Consider the following 17,712-nt stretch of genomic DNA (forward strand, 5'->3'; position numbering starts at 1 on the left):
CCTTCAGGTACGCAGGGTTTTTATGATTATCGCCTGGTTCGGTACGCAGGCATGCTGGGTACCCTGGCTCCCGGGGCGGCTGTTCCAGTGCGGGATCAGCACCAGGGCAGAGAACATCGCGCAGCCGGCAAAGACGATGAAGACGGTCACGGTGTCGAAGTAGCCTGGCAGCAATCCGCCAAGAATCGCCCCGATCGAACCGCAACCGTTGACGAAACCCGCCGCCGTGGCGCCGGCCCTGGCGGTGCCGAAATCGATGGCGGCCGCACCGCTGATCATTGAGTCAGGTCCGTAGAGCGTCAGGCCCATGACGAACAGCAGGGCCACCACCAGCACCACACTACCGCTGTGCAGTGCGCCCATGAAAAACGCCAGGGACAGGGTCAGTGCCAACAGGCTGAGCACGCAGGCCGGCATGCGCCGGGCGCCGAACAGTTTGTCCGAGGCCAGGCCGATCATGATCGGCCCGAGCAAGCCGGCCAGTTCGAACGCGGTGGGAATGATCGCCGCGCCGACCTTGCCCACCGAGGGCATCTGTTCGAAAACGATCACCGGGCCCCAGAGCAGAATCGCGTAGCGCGCCGGCTTGAGCATGAAATACGCCAAGCCCAGCACCAGCACCGTGCGGTTGCGCAGGATGTCCTTCAACGGCTCCCACAGGCTGATCTTGCTTTGGGCATGGGCCTGCTCAGCGGTCAGCTCAGGCTCCGGCTCAACCGCCGGCAAGCCGACGTCTTGCGGTTTATTGCGTTGGAAAATAAAAAACAGCACGGCGACCAGCCCAACCACCGCCGCGCTGGAAATGAACGCCGCATGCCAGCTGCCGATCAGCGTATAGGCCCACCAACCGGCAAATGGCGATGCCACCAGGCCGCCGAAGGCGTAGCAGGAACTCCACAATCCCAATACCTGCCCGCGCTGTTGGGCGGGAAAGAAACTGCCGAGGTTCTTGCACAACCCCGACCACCCGGTGGACTGCGCCAGGCCTTGAATCAGCATGCAGGTGGCGAAGATCGGCACGGTGGCGAAACTGCCCATCACCAGCGCCGCCGCCGCGGAAATCAGCAAGCCACCCAGCACCACCACCCGCGGCCCGAAGCGGTCGGCCAGGATGCCCCAAGTGAATTGGCCAATGGCGTAGGCGGTGAGGTAAATCGCGTCGAGATTGGCCATGGTCATCTTGTCGAGCATGAAGGTCGGATCTTCGCCGATGCCGAGCTTGGCCACGGAAAACGCTTTGCGGGTGAAGTAGAACGCGGCGTAGGCGAGCCAGGTGATCGCGAAGATCTGCACGCGCCAACGCTTGAGGGTGCCGAAGTGCTGGTTCATTGTGGTTCTGACCTCAGGGTCTGAGTGTGCCGGCAGATGTAAAAAAACGCCTGTATTCTTATTGTTGAGCACTGCGAAATCGCCTTGTCCCTGTAGGCGATTGCGGTCAGATGAGTCCTGTGGTTATACGTACAGGCTCATGGCACCCGCGCTGTTCGACTGAGCAGTCACGGAGCCTGAGGTGGATAAAAACAATTAATGTTTAATAAGTGAAATCGATTTATCGTATTTCCAAAATAAGCACTGCTTGTTACTGGAGACGCCCATGTCGGTTTCCCACGCCCAACTCAAAGCTTTTCACGCCGTAGCCGTGCATGGAAGCTTCACCAAAGCCGCCGAGCGGTTGTTTCTCACCCAGCCAGCGATTTCCGACCAAGTGCGCAAACTCGAAGAGCGCTACGGTGTGTTGCTGTTCCACCGCAACAAACGCTCTGTACGCCTCACCGACCTGGGCGAGCGCTTGTTGAGCGTCACCCAGAAACTGTTCGTGATCGAAGCCGAGGCCCAGGAATTGTTGCAGGACTCCCAGGCATTGCAGACCGGCAGCCTGATTCTGGCGGTGGATGCGCCGGTGCATGTACTGCCACAGATCGCCCGGTTCTGCGAACGCTACCCCGGCATCAGCGTGAAGATCGAAACCGGCAACACCGATGAGTCGCTGTTCCGACTGTTCAACTATCAAGCCGACCTGGCGTTGCTCGGCCGCGAGGTGAGCGACGAGCGATTGATCTCGCTGCCCCTGCGCAATGACCCGATGGTGGCGTTCGTGTCGCGCAATCATCCGTGGGCGGACCGCCAATCCATCACCCTGGCAGACCTGGACGACACGCCGCTGGTGTTGCGGGAAATCGGTTCGGTGACCCGCCAGACCCTGGAGGAAGAAATGGCCGGCGCCGGGTTCCGCATTCGCCCGGCGATCCAGGTCGAAGGTCGGGAAGCCGCGCGTGAGGCGGTGGTGGTGGGGATCGGGATTGGCGTGGTGTCGGCGGCAGAATTCGGCGCCGACTCGCGGGTGTGCGCGCTGCCGATCACCGATTGCAAACGGCGGCTGACGGAAACGCTGGTGTGTTTGCGCGAACAGAGCTCGCGACGGATTGTGGCGACGTTTCTGCAGATGGTGCGCGAAAGCCTGGTGTAAGCAGGTCCGGCCCCATCGCGGGCAAGCCCGCTCCCACAGGGTTTTGTGATTGCCGCATGATTTGGGCATAGCAAAAATCCTGTGGGAGCGTGGCTTGCCCGCGATGGCCGCGACTCGGTCTATCTGCCTGGCGCCAATCCGAAAAACGCCTGAATCAAACGCAAATCCCGCCGCCGCTCCATGCACCCCATCATGTGCCGATTGACCAACCCCTCGCCGATGATCGGCACCGCCGTCACCCGCGGGTCATGGCTGACCTCCACCGACGACACCACGCCCACCCCCAACTCGGCAGCGACCGCCTCGGTCACCGCTTCCCGGCTGTCCAGCTCCAGGAGCACCCGCGGATTGACCTTCGCCTGGACGCAGGCGGCATCGAAGGTGCGTCGGGTGATCGAACTCGGTTCACGCAACACCATGATCACCTGGTCCAGCTCCTTGAGCGGCACGCCTTTGGTCCGCCGCGCCCAAGGATGCCCCTGCGTCACCAGCGCGCAAATCCGCGATTCGCTCAGGGCTTGCAAGTGCAGGCCCTTGCGCGGCTCGACCTCGGTCAATACCGCCACGTCGGCATGCTCGGACAACAGCGCCGCCAGGGTTTCCTGGGCGTTACCGAGGCGCAGGTTCACGGTGATGCCGGGATAACGCGCACGCAGGCTCGCGAGCATCGGCATGACCATGTGCGGGCCGTCCGCCGCTACTTCCAGGCGCCCGGTCAGTAACTGCCGGTTGGCCTCCAGCATCGCTTGCGCCTCCTCGGCCAGGCCGAACATCGCCCGGGTGATCGACGCAAGCTTGGTGCCCTCCTCCGTCAGTTCCACCCTGCGGGCGGTGCGGCGCAACAGGGTGATCTGGTAGTGCTCCTCCAGCGCCTTGATGTGCCCGGTGACCGCCGGTTGGCTGATGAACAGCCGCGCGGCAGCCCGAGTGAAACTGCCCTCCCGGGCCACGGCATCGAAAGCGCGGAGCTGAAACAGATTCATGAATAACTCTCACTGATGGCTGGCATAACAACAAACAATTTGATTGATATCTCGGCAAATTGCAATTTAAGCCCCGTAGCTTCATCCCATCGATTGCGAGGACACGAGAATGAGTACTGCCGCCCCCATCCTGCTCACCCCCGGCCCGTTGACTACTTCGGCCCGCACCCGCCAGGCGATGATGGTTGACTGGGGTTCATGGGATGACCGTTTCAACCAGCTGACCGCCAGCCTCTGCGAACAACTGCTGGCGATCATCAACGGCGCGGCCACCCACCACTGCGTGCCCCTGCAAGGCAGCGGCACCTTCGCCGTCGAAGCGGCGATCGGTACGCTGGTGCCACGCGACGGCAAGGTCCTGGTGCTGATCAACGGCGCCTACGGCAAGCGCCTGGCGAAGATCTGCGACGTGCTGGGGCGCTCGTTCAGCACGTTCGAAACCGCCGAAGACGAACCGACCACCGCCGCCGACGTCGACCGTCTGCTGCGGGCCGATGGCGGCATCACCCACGTTGCACTGATTCACTGCGAAACCAGCACCGGCATCCTCAATCCGCTGTCGGACATCGCCCAGGTGGTCGCACAACACGGCAAACGCCTGATCATCGATGCCATGAGTTCCTTCGGCGCGCTGCCGGTGGACGCCCAACAAGTGCCGTTCGATGCGCTGATCGCCGCTTCCGGCAAATGCCTGGAAGGCGTGCCGGGCATGGGTTTCGTTTTCGCTCGCAAAGAATCCCTGGCCAACGCCGCCGGCAACTCGCACTCCCTGGCGATGGACCTGCACGACCAGCACACCTACATGGCCAAGACCGGGCAATGGCGCTTCACCCCGCCGACCCACGTGGTTGCCGCGCTGCACGAAGCCCTGCTGCAATACAACGAAGAAGGCGGCCTGCCAGCCCGGCACCAGCGCTATGCCGCCAACTGCCAGGCCCTGATGGAAGAGATGGCCACCCTTGGACTGCGCAGCTTCCTGCCAGCCGCCATCCAGGCGCCGATCATCGCCACCTTCCACGCCCCGAAAGATCCGCGTTATCAGTTCAAGGAGTTCTACGAGCGGGTCAAGGCCAAGGGTTACATCCTCTACCCCGGCAAGCTGACCCAGGTCGAGACGTTCCGCGTCGGGTGTATCGGCCATGTGCAACCGGCGAAAATGCGCGAAGCGGTGGCGGCGATTGCCGAAGTGCTGCGCGAGATGGAAGTACTCGAGATCTGATTTTGCGAACGCCCCCTACAAGGATCAAAAACATGAACTACACCAACCCAACCAAACTGCAAGCCGCCATCCTCGACTGGGCCGGCACCGTGGTCGACTTCGGCTCGTTCGCGCCGACGCAGATTTTCGTCGAGGCCTTCGCCGAGTTCGACGTCCAGGTCTCCATCGAAGAGGCCCGTGGCCCGATGGGCATGGGCAAGTGGGACCACATCCGCACCCTGTGCGACCAGCCGCAAGTCGCCGAGCGCTATCGCAACGTATTCGGCCGTACGCCGACCGACGATGACGTCACGGCCATCTACCAGCGCTTCATGCCACTGCAGATCGAGAAAATCGCCGAGCACTCGGCGCTGATTCCCGGCGCCCTGGACACCATCGCCAACCTGCGCCAACAGGGGATCAAGATTGGCTCCTGCTCCGGTTATCCGAAACAGGTCATGGATAAAGTCGTCGAGCTGGCCGCCACCAACGGCTACGTGGCCGACCACGTGGTCGCCACCGATGAAGTGCCGAACGGCCGCCCATGGCCAGCCCAGGCGTTGGCGAACGTGATCGCCCTGGGCATCGACGATGTTGCCGCCTGCGTGAAGATCGACGACACCGTGCCGGGTATTCTCGAAGGCCGTCGTGCCGGCATGTGGACCGTGGCGTTGATCTGCTCGGGTAACGCGCTGGGCCTGGACTACGAAGGCTACCGTGCCTTGGACAGCGTCACGCTGGACAGCGAACGCAAGCGCATCCACGCCCTCTTCGAAGGCTCGCGCCCGCACTACATGATCGACACCATCAGCGATTTGCCAGAAGTGATTGCCGACATCAACAAGCGCCTGGCCAAAGGCGAAATGCCGCAATCCAGCTGATCGCAAAATACGCACAGCTACTGTAGGAGCGAGCAAGCTCGCTCCTACAGTGGGTATGCGTTTTTGCTGTCAGTTACCTGAACAGAGCAATCAGCGTCATTGAGTCACAGGCAAGTGCGGTGAAACGGGATTACAGTTAAAGAACACCGTCGATCAAGTATGGTGGCTTCAAACCGGACCTGTGAGGAACACCGTATGCCGTGGAAAAACTCCGATTCGCGCTACAGCACCGTCTCGATCGCGCTGCACTGGTTGATGCTGGTCCTGCTGGCGCTGGTTTACGCCTGTATCGAATTGCGCGGCCTCTTTCCCAAGGGGAGCGGTGGTCGAACGCTGATCGTGGAGTCGCATTTCATGCTTGGCCTGACCGTGTTCGTGCTGGTCTGGCTACGCTTGTTCGCCCGCAGCCTCGGCCCGGCACCCCAGATCTTTCCGGCTTCGCCTCGGTGGCAAACGGTGCTGGCCAGGTTGATGCACTGGGCGCTGTACCTTTTCATGATCGCCATGCCGATTCTTGGCTGGCTGGTCACCAGCGCCAAAGGTAACCAGGTGATGTTCTACGGTTTCGACCTGCCCCTGCTGGTCGCGCAAAACAAGGACCTGGCCAAGCAGATCCAGGGCTGGCACGAGCTCGGTGGCACCCTCGGCTACTGGCTGATCGGCCTGCACGCCGTCGCCGGGCTATATCACCACTATGTGGTGGGCGATAACACCTTGCTGCGGATGATGCCCAAGCGGGTCAACAGCAACACCTGAGACCCCTATCAGATTTGTGGATTGAATCCCCGGCGACCCTGCAACCCGCCGGTATGAATAAATATCAGCCGCGTGCCCGGAGCAAACTTCCCCGCCTCAACCTGCTGCCTGAGCGCCAGCAACGCCTTGCCGGTATACAGCGGCTCCAGCGTTATGCCGCTGGCTTGCTCGGTCTGCTCGATGAATTCGATCAACAGCGGGTCGACCTTGGCAAAGCCACCCCGGCTGGCGTCGAACAGTTCGTAAGACGGGTCATTCACCCCCGCCTGCTCGACCATGCGCTCGACCTGCCGTGCAACACCGTGATCACCAGGCACCGCCAGGGCGCCGTAGACCGGGTGCTCCCCCGCTTCGGCCATGACCAGGCCGGCCAGGGTCGTGCCGGTCCCACAGGCCAGCCACCAACCGTCGTAGTCGCTCCAGCCCAAGCCATCCAGTTGCCTGCAGGCCAATGCCTTGAGCTGCACGCAGCCCTGGGCTCCCGGCAAACCGCCGCCGCCTTCCGGGACCGCAAGCAGATCGGGATACTGCGCCTGCCAAGGCTCCCAGAAACCCGCCTCATGCCGCGCCCGATAGCCGCCAAAACCCAGCCAGTGCAGTTGCATGCCGAACGCCTGCAAATCATTCACCGTCGGCGTTTGCTGAGAGTGCCCGCGCAACAGGCCGACCGTGGCAAAACCGAATCGCTTGCCGGCAGCGGCCAGCGCATGCAGGTGATTGGAATGCGCGCCACCGAGGCTGATGATGCCCTTGGCGCCTGCATGGTCAGCGGCCTTGAGGTGTTCGGTGAGCTTGAACCACTTGTTGCCGCTGATCAGCGGGTCGATCTGGTCCAGGCGCAGGACGGCGAGCTCGATGTTGGCGCGGGCTAGCCAGTCGAGGTGGAGAGGGTCGAGAGGGGCTTGGGGGAGCCAGTTTGCGGGAGGAGAAAGCATTGATGCCGACTCAGGGTAAAGAGCCGGCATCTTAGCAGCTTGTAGGAGCGAGGCTTGCCCGCGAACGAGGCGCCGCGGTCTATCTGTTAGACCGCGTCATCGTTCTTCGCCGGCAAGCCTGGCTCCCACAAGACCAAATTACAGCTCAGCCGCCAACCGCGACCCCTGATTGATCGCCCGCTTGGCATCCAGCTCCGCCGCGACATCCGCGCCGCCGATCAGATGCACGTTCTGCCCCGCCGCCACCAGGCTGTCCTGCAACTCGCGCAACGGGTCCTGCCCGGCGCAGATCACGATGTTGTCCACCGCCAGCACCTGCGGCTCGCCGGTTTCGCCGATGCGGATGTGCAGGCCTTGATCGTCGATCTTCAGGTATTCGACGCTGTTGAGCATCTGCACATGCTTGTTCTTCAGACCGGTGCGGTGAATCCAGCCGGTGGTCTTGCCCAGGCCGTCGCCAACCTTGGATTTCTTGCGTTGCAGCAGGAACACTTCGCGGGCCGGCGCATGGGGTGCCGCCTTGATCCCCGCGACACCGCCGCGTGCTTCAAGGTGCGTATCGATGCCCCACTCCTTCCAGAACTCATCGCGGTTCAGGCTGGTGGCCTCGCCCTGGTGAACCAGGAACTCCGAGACGTCAAAACCGATACCGCCGGCACCGATCACCGCGACACGCTTGCCTACCGGTTTGCGCTCAAGCAGCACGTCCAGGTAGCTCAGCACCTTGGCATTCTCCACCCCCTCGATCGCCGGCAACCGTGGCGCAATGCCGGTGGCCAGGATGATCTCGTCGTAGCCGCCCTCGACAAGCCTGGCCACATCGACACGGGTGTTCAGGCACACCTCGACGTTGGTGGTCTGCAGTTTGCGGCCGAAGTAACGCAGGGTCTCGAAGAACTCTTCCTTGCCCGGCACCCGTTTGGCGACGTTGAACTGGCCGCCGATTTCGCTGGCCGAATCAAACAGCGTCACTTCATGGCCACGCTCGGCCGCCACGGTCGCGGCGGACAGGCCGGCAGGCCCGGCACCGACCACGGCGATTTTCTTGATCTGCTGCACCGGCACATAGTTGAGTTCGGTTTCGTGGCAGGCACGCGGGTTGACCAGGCAACTGGTCAACTTGCCACCGAAGGTGTGGTCCAGGCAGGCCTGGTTGCAACCGATGCAGGTGTTGATTTCATCGGCGCGGCCTTCAGCGGCCTTGTTGACGAAATCCGGGTCGGCGAGGAACGGCCGCGCCATGGACACCATGTCGGCATCGCCCTCGGCGAGAATCTGCTCGGCGACCTCCGGGGTGTTGATGCGGTTGGTGGTGATCAGCGGAATGTTCACGGAGCCGCGCAGCTTGGCCGTGACCTTGCTGAAGGCCGCGCGCGGCACTTTGGTGGCAATGGTCGGAATCCGCGCTTCGTGCCAGCCGATACCGGTGTTGATAATCGTCGCACCGGCCTGCTCGATGGCCTTGGCCAACAGCACGATTTCGTCCCAGCTGCTGCCGCCTTCGACCAGATCGAGCATCGACAGGCGGAAAATGATGATGAAGTTCGGGCCAACCGCCTCACGCACACGGCGCACGATCTCCACCGGCAGGCGCATGCGGTTTTCGTAGCTGCCGCCCCAGCGGTCGGTACGGTGGTTGGTGTGGGCGGCGAGGAACTGGTTAATGAAGTAACCTTCGGAGCCCATGATCTCGACACCGTCGTACTCGGCCTGCTGGGCCAGGGTCGAGCAGGTGACGAAATCGCTGATCTGCTTCTCGATGCCTGCCTCGTCCAACTCTTTAGGCTTGAACGGGTTGATCGGCGCCTGGATCGCGCTTGGCGCGACCTGTTTCGGGCTGTAGGCATAACGACCGGCGTGGAGGATCTGCATGCAGATCTTGCCGCCCGCCTCGTGCACCGCGCGGGTGACGATGCGGTGCTTGAGCGCTTCTTCCTCGGTGGTCAGCTTGGCCGCGCCGGAATACACACCGCCCTCGTCGTTCGGACCGATGCCCCCGGTGACCATCAGGCCGACACCGCCACGGGCACGCTCGGCGAAGTACGCCGCCATGCGCTCGAAACCACCGGGCTTTTCCTCAAGGCCGGTGTGCATCGAACCCATCAGGGTGCGGTTGCGCAACGTGGTGAATCCCAGGTCCAGCGGGGCCAGCAGGTGCGGGTAGTGAGCGGCGGTCATCGGTAACTCCACAGCGAGCGATCACGGATAAAGCGGGAGCTCTACGGCTCCCGTCAGTCATGTTCGACAGACTAAGAGCCGCACCGTCGGCACTCAATGACCGAAACTGACAACTTAATGACCGAAATGTGCAGCTGTGCTCAAGCTGGTGCCCCCAACAACTGACTCAACACCGCACGCAACTTGCCGGGTTTCACCGGTTTGTTCAGCAACGGCGCTTCGAGCCGTTGCAATGCGCGCCGGCACTGATCCGTACGATCCGCGGTGATAATCACCGCAGGAATTGACTGGCGGTAGTGCTCGCGCAGATGCCTGACCACATCACATCCCACCACGCCGTGGTCAAGGTGATAGTCGGCCAGGATCAGTTCCGGTGCCTGCCCCGCCAGGGCCGCCAGTGCTGAGTGTTCATCGGTGGCGGTGACCACATCGCAGCCCCACTGCCCGAGCAACGCGCTCATGCTCTCGAGGATGCTCACTTCATTGTCCAGCACCAACAAGCGCCGGCCCGGCAACGGATTACCCGTGCCCGGTTGCGGCACCGCGAGGCTGATGGGCAACGGCACCTCAAGGGAAATCGGCACCTCGATGCTGAACATCGAACCCCGGCCCGGCAGTGAATGCACCTGGATCCGGTAATCGAGGATTTTCGCGATGCGCTCGACGATCGCCAGCCCCAGCCCCACGCCCTTGCGGTCGGCCGCGCGGCCGACGTCCAGCTGATTGAATTCGAGGAAGATGGAGTCCAGGCGATCGGCCGGGATGCCGCGGCCGGTGTCCCACACTTCCAGGCGCAGGCTGTTGCCCCGGCGCCTTGCCCCCAGCAGAATGCTGCCTTCGTCGGTGTAGCGGCAGGCGTTACTGAGGAAGTTGCGCAAGATCCGGGTCATCAGGCGCAGGTCGGTGCGAATGGCGTAATCGCCGATGTGCACGCGCAACCGCAAGCCGGCAGCCTGGGCCACGGACTGGAACTCCGAGACCAGTGGCCCGAGCAATTCGTCGAGGCGGTACAGCGCGACATCCGGCTTGACCGCCGCTTGATCGAGTCGGGAGATATCCAGCAGGTCGGTGAGCAAATCCTCGGCGCCTTCCAGCGCCTGATGCGTGCGTTCGACCAGCACCTGCTCGACCTCGGGCAGCTTGCGCTCACGCAAGGTCGAGATCAGCAATCGCGCGGCGTTGAGCGGTTGCAGCAGGTCGTGACTGGCGGCGGCGAGGTATTTGTCCTTGCTGTGATTGGCCGCCTCCGCGGCGTCACGGGCATCGCGCAAGGCTTCGGCGATCTGCTTGCGCTGGGTGATCTGCTGTTGCAGGTTGCGGTTGGCTTCCAGCAGCTCATCGGTGCGCGCGGTCACGCGCTGCTCCAGTTCATCGTTGAGTTGCTGCAGACGCTGCTGGGCGAGTTTGCGTTCGGTGATGTCGGCGACGAATCCTTCCACTAGCCCTTCCTGACCGGGCTTGAGCAACAGGTTCATCATCACGTCTAGACGGCTGCCATCCTTGCGCCGCAACTGGGTTTCATAGCCGTGCAGGCTGCCCTGGTGGGTGAGGATTTCGCCAATGTTTTCCAGCTCCTGCGCATCGCCGACAAACAGGTTGCTCGCCAGATCCGCCAGGGAGAACAGCACCTCCTGCGGGTCTTGATAGCCGAGCATGCGCGCCAGTGCCGGGTTGGCGGCGCGCATGCCGTCTTGCAGGCTGGCCTGGAAAATCCCGTGCACCGCGTTTTCGAACAACCATTTGTAGCGGTTGCGCTCGGTTTCCAGCTCGTCGAGGCGCGCGGCCAGTTCCGGGTAATGGCTCTTGCGCGCCGAATGATTGCCTAATCCGAGCAGTCCGGCCAGCGCCCGTTGTTGCTCGTCAGAGGGCTTCGCCATAGACGACCTCGACATCACGCTGACTGGATTCGCGCGGGTTGGTAAGAATGCACGGGTCATCCATGGCGTGTTGCGACAGGAAGGGAATGTCCGACGTCCTGACCCCATGCAAACCAAGGGTTTCGTGGAAACCGATCGCATGCTTGAGTGCGATCAGGTGCTCCACCAGGCGCCCGCAGATCTGCCGGTGATTGAGGCCCCGGCAGTCGATGCCGAACGTCTCGGCGATGACCTTGAAGCGGTCCGGCGCCGAGTCGTAGTTGAACGCCACCACGTGTTCCACCAGCACCGCGTTGCACAGGCCATGGGGCAGGTCGAGAAAGCCGCCGAGGCTGTGGGACATGGCATGCACCGCGCCGAGGATCGCGTTGGAGAACGCCAGCCCGGCCTGCATGCTGCCGAGCATGATTTTCTCGCGAAGGGCGATGTCCGTCGGGTTGGCGATCATCTGCACCAGGTTGCCGTTGATCAGGCGCATGGCTTCCAGCGCATGGGGATCGGTCAGTGGCCCGTGCCCGGTGGACACGAAGGCTTCGATGGCGTGCACCAGCGCGTCGATACCGGTACAGGCCGACAGGAACGGGTCCATGCTCAGGGTGGTTTCGGGGTCGATCAGCGACACATCCGGCACCACCGCCTTGCTGACGATGGAGAACTTCATGCGCTCCTGCTGATTGGAGATGATCACGAATTGCGAGACGTCGGCCGAGGTGCCGGCGGTGGTCGGAATCAGGATCAGCGGCGGGCTGGGCACGCGGATGGTGTCCACGCCTTCGAACTCGAGGATGCTGCGGCCATGGGCGACGACGATGCCGATGCCTTTACCGCAATCCATCGGGCTGCCGCCGCCGACGGCGACGATCACATCGCAGTGGTTTTCCCGGTACAGCTCGGCACCGAGCATCACCTCTTCCACCCGCGGGTTGGGCGAGACGGCGCTGTAGAGGCAATATTCGATGCCCAGGGCTTGCAGGCTGGCTTCGACATCCGCGACCCAACCGGCGGCAATCACCCCGGGGTCGCTGACCACCAGGACCTTGCGCGCGCCAAAGGTCTTGGCGTAGTTGCCGACGTTGTGCCGGCAGCCGGCACCGAAGATGATTTCAGGCGAAACGAATTTACGCAGCTGGCTGAGACTCTGGCTCATTGGAAAGCCTGTTTTTTATTGTTTTGGAAGGTAAGGCCACACTAACCCATCCGGCCATTAATGCAATCAGACCAAGGTCAACTGGCCGGCTTCGCCGCAGATCCCCTGTAGGAGCGAGCTTGCTCGCGAAAGCGGAGTGTCAGAAGACATCAATTTTGAATGTTACGCCGCCTTCGCGAGCAAGCTCGCTCCAACAGGGAGGTGTCGCTCGGCTTAGCCGCGATAGATCAACTGTGAAGCCTTCTCATTGCGCAAAGTCAGGTGTTCCACCCCCCGCCCCGGTGCATCGGCCTCCTCGCGGGCTTTGAGGATGACGCCATGGTGCGGCGACTTGCTGCACACCGGGTCGGCATTCTCGGCATCGCCCGTCAACATGAACGCCTGGCAGCGGCAGCCACCCAGATCCTGGTGTTTTTCATCGCAGGAACGACAGGGTTCCTTCATCCAGTCGTTGCCGCGAAAACGATTGAAGCCAAAGGAATCGTTCCAGATGTGCTCGATGCTGTGCTCACGCACATTGGGAAACTGCACCGGCAATTGCCGGGCGCTGTGACAAGGCAACGCCGTGCCGTCCGGGGTGATGTCGAGAAACAGGTTGGCCCAACCATTCATGCAGGTCTTTGGACGCTCTTCGTAGTAATCCGGTGTGACGAATATCAGCTTGCACGGATGGCCTTGCGCCTCGAGCCGCTCGCGATACTCGTTGGTGATGCGCTCGGCACGCTGCAACTGCTCGCGGGTCGGCAACAGACCGACGCGGTTGAGTTCGGCCCAGCCATAGAACTGGCAGGTGGCCAATTCGACGAAATCCGCTTCCAGCTCCAGGCACAAATCGATGATCTTGGCGATGTCATCAATGTTGTGTCGATGGGTGACGAAATTGAGCACCATCGGATAACCCTGGGCTTTGACCGCCCGGGCCATCGCCAGTTTCTGCGCGAAGGCCTTGCGCGAGCCGGCGAGCATGTTGTTCACCGCCTCGTCGGCAGCCTGGAAACTGATCTGGATGTGATCGAGCCCGGCAACTTTGAAGTCCCGCACCTTCTGCTCGGTCAGGCCGATGCCCGAGGTGATCAGGTTGGTGTAGTAACCCATGTCGCGCGCGGCCTTGATCAACTCGGCCAGATCTTGTCGAACCAGTGGCTCGCCACCGGAAAAGCCCAATTGCGCGGCGCCCATGTCCCGCGCCTCACCGAATACGCGAATCCATTCCTGCGTGCTCAGTTCCTCACCGTGCCGGGCGAAATCCAATGGGTTGGAACAATACGGACACTGCAGCGGACAGCGATAGGTCAGCTCCGCCAACAGCCACAAGGGTGGCCCCGGCAGGGCTTCACTCGATCCAGAATTGCGCATGGGCCACCTCCAGAAAGGCCAGCACGTCCTCGTCGATGCCCGGCACGTCAGGAAAACTCGCCGTCAGCCGCTCGATGATCGCCGCGACGCTGCGCTGGCCGTCCACCAGATCGAGAATCTGCCCGGCACTGGCGTTGAGCTTGATCATGCCTTCGGGATACAGCAGCACGTGGCAGTCCTGGCGCGGTTCCCATTGCAGGCGAAAGCCCCGGCGCATTGAAGGCGACTGCTCGCGATCGACCAGGCTCACAGGGCAATCCCCCGGTGCCAGACATTGTCGCCGGTGACGGTGTGATACGGCGGGCGCTCCAGCTCGTAGGCCATGCTCATGGCATCGAGCATGCTCCACAGCACGTCGAGCTTGAATTGCAGGATCTGCAGCATGCGTTGTTGGGCCTCGAGGGTGACGTAATGCGCCAGGGTGATACGCAAGCCGTGCTCGACATCGCGCCGGGCCTGGCTCAAGCGCGTGCGGAAGTAGTCGTAGCCGGCGGTATCGATCCACGGGTAGTGGGTTGGCCAGGCCTCGAGTCGCGATTGATGGATCTGCGGTGCGAACAGCTCGGTCAGCGAGCTGCTGGCCGCTTCCTGCCAGCAGGCACGCCGGGCGAAATTGACGTAGGCGTCCACGGCGAAACGTACGCCGGGTAGCACCAGCTCCTGGGAGAGAATTTGCTCGCGATCCAGCCCCACCGCCTCGCCCAGGCGCAGCCAGGCCTCGATACCGCCTTCGCTGCCGGGGACGCCGTCGTGATCGAGGATGCGTTGCAGCCATTCGCGGCGCACTTCACGGTCGGGGCAATTGGCGAGGATGGCGGCATCCTTTAGCGGGATGTTGACCTGGTAGTAAAAGCGATTGGCGACCCAGCCCTGGATCTGTTCGCGAGTAGCGCGGCCGGCGTACATGGCTTGGTGGAATGGGTGGTGGATGTGGTAGTAGGCGCCCTTGGCGCGCAGGGCGGCTTCGAATTCACTGGGGGTCATGGGGGTGACGGTCATCGCGGGTCTCCGGGGAATCTTCTGTGTCTGGTCTGGCCTCATCGCTGGCAAGCCAGCTCCCACAGGTTTTTGTGTACACCGCAGAACCCTGTGGGAGCTGGCTTGCCAGCGATGAGGCCAGCGGCTACAGCTCAATACTCATGCCGTCATAAGCCACCTCGATCCCCCGCCGCTCCAGCAAGGCCCGCTCGGCCGAGTCTTCATCGAGGATCGGATTGGTGTTGTTGATGTGGATCAGCACCTTGCGCTGGCGAGGGAAATCTTCCAGCACTTCCAGCATGCCGCCGGGCCCGCTTTGTGCCAGATGGCCCATTTCGCTACCCAGGCTCTGGCCGACCTCACAAATGCGCATCTCGTCGTCGCGCCACAGGGTGCCGTCCAGCAACAGGCAATCGGCGCGCTGCATCCAGGCCAGCACTTGATCATCGATCTGCCCCAGGCCAGGTGCGTAAAACAGCGAGGCGCCGGTGCGCTGGTCTTCAACGAACAAACCGATGGTGTCGCCCGGTTGCGGATCGCCGCGATTGGGCGAATACGGCGGTGCGTTGCTGACCAATGGAACCGCGTGAAACCGCAGATGCGCGCAGGCCCCGATACTGAACGGCTCACACTCCAGCGCTATCGGCTGCCACTGCAACCCACCGTTCCAGTGCCTGAGCATGGTGAACAACGGGAAGCCGCTGCTGAGGTCCTGATGAACCCGCTCGGTGCACCACACCTCATGTGGGCAGCCTTCACGCAGGCTCAGCAGACCGGTGCAGTGATCGATCTGACTGTCCAGCAACACCACGCCAGCGATGGCGCTGTCACGCAAGCGGCGTGCCGGTTGCAGCGGCGCAAAACCCTCGAGTTGCGCGCGGATGTCCGGCGAAGCATTGCACAGCACCCAGTCCACACCGTTGTCGCTCAGGGCAATCGAGGACTGCGTGCGACGCCGGGACCGCAGGCTGCCATTGCGCACACCGGCGCACTGGCGGCAGTTGCAGTTCCACTGGGGGAAACCACCGCCAGCGGCGGAACCGAGTACGCGGATGTGCATGGGCAATGCTCCAGAAGGCAGGCCCGGCCAACGCAACGGCTGGCCGGGCGGACAATCAACGGTTGGCGAAATACATCGTCACTTCGAAGCCAATGCGCAGATCGGTAAACGCGGGTTTAGTCCACATGGGTCATTCCTCTTCTTGTGCCGGGTGAGTCCGGTAGAGCCATTAATGCACGGGGCGCCGGACGCCCGAATGCTACTTTCGATGGAGGTTTGGGGGTGATTTGGTAGGGGGTGTTAGCCAGACTTTAAGAACCACTTAACCCTGTGGGAGCGGGCAAGCCCGCTCCCACAGGGTTAAGTGGTGTTTTTGAGAGAGTTAGAAGAAACCCAACGGATTGATGTCGTAGCTCACCAGCAGGTTCTTGGTCTGCTGATAATGGTCGAGCATCATCTTGTGGTTCTCCCGGCCGACGCCGGACTTCTTGTAGCCACCAAACGCCGCATGCGCCGGGTACAGGTGGTAGCAGTTTGTCCACACGCGACCGGCCTTGATCGCCCGGCCCATGCGGTAGGCGCGGTTGATGTCGCGGGTCCAGAGGCCGGCGCCGAGGCCGAACTCGCTGTCGTTGGCGATGGCCAGGGCTTCGGCTTCATCCTTGAAGGTGGTGACGCCCACCACCGGGCCGAAGATCTCTTCCTGGAACACGCGCATTTTGTTGTGGCCCTTGAGCAGCGTCGGCTGGATGTAATAGCCGCTGGACAGGTCGCCTTCCAGGCGCTCGGCCGCACCGCCGGTGAGCAGCTCGGCGCCCTCCTCCTGGGCGATGGTCAGGTACGACAGGATCTTGTCGTATTGCTGTTCCGATGCCTGGGCGCCGACCATGGTCTCGGTGTCCAGCGGGTTGCCGCGCTTGATCTTGACGATCTTCTTCATGACTTCGGCCATGAAGGGCTCGTAGATCGACTCCTGCACCAATGCCCGCGACGGACAGGTGCACACTTCGCCCTGGTTGAAGAACGCCAGCACCAGGCCTTCGGCGGCTTTTTCGATGAACGCAGGTTCGGCGTTCATGATGTCTTCGAAGAAGATGTTCGGCGACTTGCCGCCCAGTTCGACGGTGCTCGGAATGATGTTCTCGGCGGCACAATGCATGATGTGCGCACCCACCGGGGTCGAGCCGGTGAAGGCGATCTTGGCGATGCGCTTGCTGGTGGCCAAAGCCTCGCCGGCTTCGCGACCGAAGCCCTGGACGATGTTCAGTACACCCGCCGGCAGCAAGTCGGCGATCAGTTCGGCGAAGACCATGATCGACAGCGGCGTTTGCTCGGCGGGCTTGAGCACGATGCAGTTACCCGCGGCCAGTGCCGGCGCGAGTTTCCAGGCGGCCATCAGCAGCGGGAAGTTCCACGGAATGATCTGCCCGACCACGCCCAGGGGCTCGTGGAAGTGATAGGCGGTGGTCAGCTCGTTGATCTCGGCGGCGCCGCCTTCCTGGGCACGGATGCAGCCGGCGAAATAACGGAAATGGTCGGCCGCCAGTGGCACGTCGGCGTTGAGGGTTTCGCGCACCGCCTTGCCGTTGTCCCAGGTTTCGGTGACGGCGAGGATTTCCAGGTTCTGCTCGATGCGATCGGCGATTTTCAACAACACCAGGGAGCGGTCCTGGGCCGAGGTCTTGCCCCAGGCCTCAGCGGCGGCATGGGCGGCGTCCAGGGCTTTTTCGATATCGGCAGCGCTGGAGCGCGGGAATTCGGCGATCACCTCACCGTTGACCGGCGAGGTGTTGGTGAAGTACTCGCCATTGACCGGCGCGACGAATTCGCCGCCGATGAAGTTGCCGTAGCGTGGTTTGAACGAAACGACGGCGCCGGGTGTTCCGGGTTGGGCGTAGATCATGGTGAGCCTCTGTCTGGGTCGATGCCTGTGCAGGCGATGAACCGATACTAGAG

The 17,712-nt window shown here is 62.4% G+C and carries 16 protein-coding genes; 4 read left to right on the plus strand and 12 right to left on the minus strand.

Annotation, left to right across the window (positions count from 1 at the left end; translation table 11 throughout):
• Positions 1-3: 3 nt before the first annotated feature.
• On the minus strand, positions 4-1,329 hold the full coding sequence (locus ACIO0C_RS12240; protein WP_401312066.1) for an MFS transporter: 1,326 nt from the start codon (positions 1,327-1,329) through the stop codon (positions 4-6).
• A gap of 265 nt (positions 1,330-1,594) precedes the next feature.
• Between ACIO0C_RS12240 and ACIO0C_RS12245 the strand changes: the two genes are divergently transcribed.
• A complete protein-coding gene (locus tag ACIO0C_RS12245; RefSeq protein WP_401312068.1) occupies positions 1,595-2,467 on the plus strand; it encodes a LysR family transcriptional regulator in 873 nt (290 codons plus the stop codon).
• A 119-nt stretch (positions 2,468-2,586) separates the two neighbouring features.
• On the opposite strand, the gene ACIO0C_RS12250 is transcribed toward ACIO0C_RS12245, so the two are convergent.
• A complete protein-coding gene (locus ACIO0C_RS12250) occupies positions 2,587-3,450 on the minus strand; it encodes a LysR substrate-binding domain-containing protein (RefSeq protein ID WP_401312071.1) in 864 nt (287 codons plus the stop codon).
• A gap of 109 nt (positions 3,451-3,559) precedes the next feature.
• Here ACIO0C_RS12250 and ACIO0C_RS12255 point away from each other — a divergent pair, with 109 nt between their 5' ends.
• The 3 genes from ACIO0C_RS12255 to ACIO0C_RS12265 all read left to right on the plus strand — a co-directional run bounded on the left by ACIO0C_RS12255 (position 3,560) and on the right by ACIO0C_RS12265 (position 6,285).
• A complete protein-coding gene (locus tag ACIO0C_RS12255) occupies positions 3,560-4,669 on the plus strand; it encodes a 2-aminoethylphosphonate--pyruvate transaminase (protein WP_401312074.1) in 1,110 nt (369 codons plus the stop codon).
• Positions 4,670-4,701: 32 nt separating this feature from the next.
• Positions 4,702-5,529, plus strand: coding sequence for a phosphonoacetaldehyde hydrolase (gene phnX / locus ACIO0C_RS12260; RefSeq protein WP_401312077.1), 828 nt, complete (start codon positions 4,702-4,704; stop codon positions 5,527-5,529).
• Positions 5,530-5,724: 195 nt separating this feature from the next.
• A complete protein-coding gene (locus tag ACIO0C_RS12265; RefSeq protein ID WP_401312080.1) occupies positions 5,725-6,285 on the plus strand; it encodes a cytochrome b in 561 nt (186 codons plus the stop codon).
• 8 nt (positions 6,286-6,293) lie between these two features.
• Here the strand turns inward: ACIO0C_RS12265 and ACIO0C_RS12270 are convergent, their stop codons facing one another.
• The 10 genes from ACIO0C_RS12270 to ACIO0C_RS12315 form a co-directional block, all read right to left on the minus strand.
• Positions 6,294-7,220, minus strand: a complete 927-nt coding sequence (locus ACIO0C_RS12270) for a 1-aminocyclopropane-1-carboxylate deaminase/D-cysteine desulfhydrase (RefSeq protein WP_401312083.1) — start codon at positions 7,218-7,220, stop codon at positions 6,294-6,296.
• 138 nt (positions 7,221-7,358) lie between these two features.
• Complete coding sequence (locus ACIO0C_RS12275; RefSeq protein WP_401312086.1) at positions 7,359-9,398, minus strand: FAD-dependent oxidoreductase; 2,040 nt, start codon at positions 9,396-9,398, stop codon at positions 7,359-7,361.
• A 140-nt stretch (positions 9,399-9,538) separates the two neighbouring features.
• On the minus strand, positions 9,539-11,275 hold the full coding sequence (locus tag ACIO0C_RS12280; protein WP_401312089.1) for a NahK/ErcS family hybrid sensor histidine kinase/response regulator: 1,737 nt from the start codon (positions 11,273-11,275) through the stop codon (positions 9,539-9,541).
• On the minus strand, positions 11,259-12,422 hold the full coding sequence (ercA, locus tag ACIO0C_RS12285; RefSeq protein ID WP_046817120.1) for an alcohol dehydrogenase-like regulatory protein ErcA: 1,164 nt from the start codon (positions 12,420-12,422) through the stop codon (positions 11,259-11,261). The genes ACIO0C_RS12280 and ercA overlap by 17 nt, the downstream gene beginning before the upstream one ends.
• A 213-nt stretch (positions 12,423-12,635) precedes the next feature.
• Complete coding sequence (pqqE, locus tag ACIO0C_RS12290; protein WP_401312093.1) at positions 12,636-13,778, minus strand: pyrroloquinoline quinone biosynthesis protein PqqE; 1,143 nt, start codon at positions 13,776-13,778, stop codon at positions 12,636-12,638.
• Entirely contained in the window at positions 13,756-13,995 is a 240-nt protein-coding gene (pqqD, locus tag ACIO0C_RS12295) for a pyrroloquinoline quinone biosynthesis peptide chaperone PqqD (RefSeq protein WP_401312412.1), read from the minus strand. The genes pqqE and pqqD overlap by 23 nt, the downstream gene beginning before the upstream one ends.
• A gap of 29 nt (positions 13,996-14,024) precedes the next feature.
• Positions 14,025-14,777 carry a pyrroloquinoline-quinone synthase PqqC gene (gene pqqC, locus ACIO0C_RS12300; protein WP_401312096.1) on the minus strand — a complete coding sequence of 251 codons (753 nt, stop codon included), beginning with the start codon at positions 14,775-14,777 and terminating at the stop codon, positions 14,025-14,027.
• 124 nt (positions 14,778-14,901) lie between these two features.
• On the minus strand, positions 14,902-15,816 hold the full coding sequence (gene pqqB, locus ACIO0C_RS12305; protein WP_401312099.1) for a pyrroloquinoline quinone biosynthesis protein PqqB: 915 nt from the start codon (positions 15,814-15,816) through the stop codon (positions 14,902-14,904).
• A gap of 55 nt (positions 15,817-15,871) precedes the next feature.
• Positions 15,872-15,943, minus strand: coding sequence for a pyrroloquinoline quinone precursor peptide PqqA (gene pqqA / locus ACIO0C_RS12310; RefSeq protein WP_003253598.1), 72 nt, complete (start codon positions 15,941-15,943; stop codon positions 15,872-15,874).
• Between the two features lie 195 nt (positions 15,944-16,138).
• Positions 16,139-17,659, minus strand: a complete 1,521-nt coding sequence (locus tag ACIO0C_RS12315; protein ID WP_401312106.1) for an aldehyde dehydrogenase family protein — start codon at positions 17,657-17,659, stop codon at positions 16,139-16,141.
• Positions 17,660-17,712 lie beyond the last annotated feature (53 nt).

The organism is Pseudomonas sp. NPDC087336, from assembly GCF_044744285.1.
Lineage (GTDB): Bacteria > Pseudomonadota > Gammaproteobacteria > Pseudomonadales > Pseudomonadaceae > Aquipseudomonas.

What these genes read in the sequence shown, in the direction of transcription:
- ACIO0C_RS12270 (WP_401312083.1), bottom strand. Translation starts at nt 7,220, where the DNA reads ATGCTTTCTCCTCCCGCAAACTGGCTCCCCCAAGCCCCTCTCGACCCT.
- pqqE (WP_401312093.1), bottom strand. Translation starts at nt 13,778, where the DNA reads ATGCGCAATTCTGGATCGAGTGAAGCCCTGCCGGGGCCACCCTTGTGG.
- ACIO0C_RS12315 (WP_401312106.1), bottom strand. Translation starts at nt 17,659, where the DNA reads ATGATCTACGCCCAACCCGGAACACCCGGCGCCGTCGTTTCGTTCAAA.
- pqqB (WP_401312099.1), bottom strand. Translation starts at nt 15,816, where the DNA reads ATGCACATCCGCGTACTCGGTTCCGCCGCTGGCGGTGGTTTCCCCCAG.
- ACIO0C_RS12245 (WP_401312068.1), top strand. Translation starts at nt 1,595, where the DNA reads ATGTCGGTTTCCCACGCCCAACTCAAAGCTTTTCACGCCGTAGCCGTG.
- ACIO0C_RS12250 (WP_401312071.1), bottom strand. Translation starts at nt 3,450, where the DNA reads ATGAATCTGTTTCAGCTCCGCGCTTTCGATGCCGTGGCCCGGGAGGGC.
- pqqC (WP_401312096.1), bottom strand. Translation starts at nt 14,777, where the DNA reads ATGACCGTCACCCCCATGACCCCCAGTGAATTCGAAGCCGCCCTGCGC.
- ACIO0C_RS12255 (WP_401312074.1), top strand. Translation starts at nt 3,560, where the DNA reads ATGAGTACTGCCGCCCCCATCCTGCTCACCCCCGGCCCGTTGACTACT.
- ACIO0C_RS12280 (WP_401312089.1), bottom strand. Translation starts at nt 11,275, where the DNA reads ATGGCGAAGCCCTCTGACGAGCAACAACGGGCGCTGGCCGGACTGCTC.
- pqqD (WP_401312412.1), bottom strand. Translation starts at nt 13,995, where the DNA reads ATGCGCCGGGGCTTTCGCCTGCAATGGGAACCGCGCCAGGACTGCCAC.
- phnX (WP_401312077.1), top strand. Translation starts at nt 4,702, where the DNA reads ATGAACTACACCAACCCAACCAAACTGCAAGCCGCCATCCTCGACTGG.
- ACIO0C_RS12265 (WP_401312080.1), top strand. Translation starts at nt 5,725, where the DNA reads ATGCCGTGGAAAAACTCCGATTCGCGCTACAGCACCGTCTCGATCGCG.
- ACIO0C_RS12275 (WP_401312086.1), bottom strand. Translation starts at nt 9,398, where the DNA reads ATGACCGCCGCTCACTACCCGCACCTGCTGGCCCCGCTGGACCTGGGA.
- ACIO0C_RS12240 (WP_401312066.1), bottom strand. Translation starts at nt 1,329, where the DNA reads ATGAACCAGCACTTCGGCACCCTCAAGCGTTGGCGCGTGCAGATCTTC.
- ercA (WP_046817120.1), bottom strand. Translation starts at nt 12,422, where the DNA reads ATGAGCCAGAGTCTCAGCCAGCTGCGTAAATTCGTTTCGCCTGAAATC.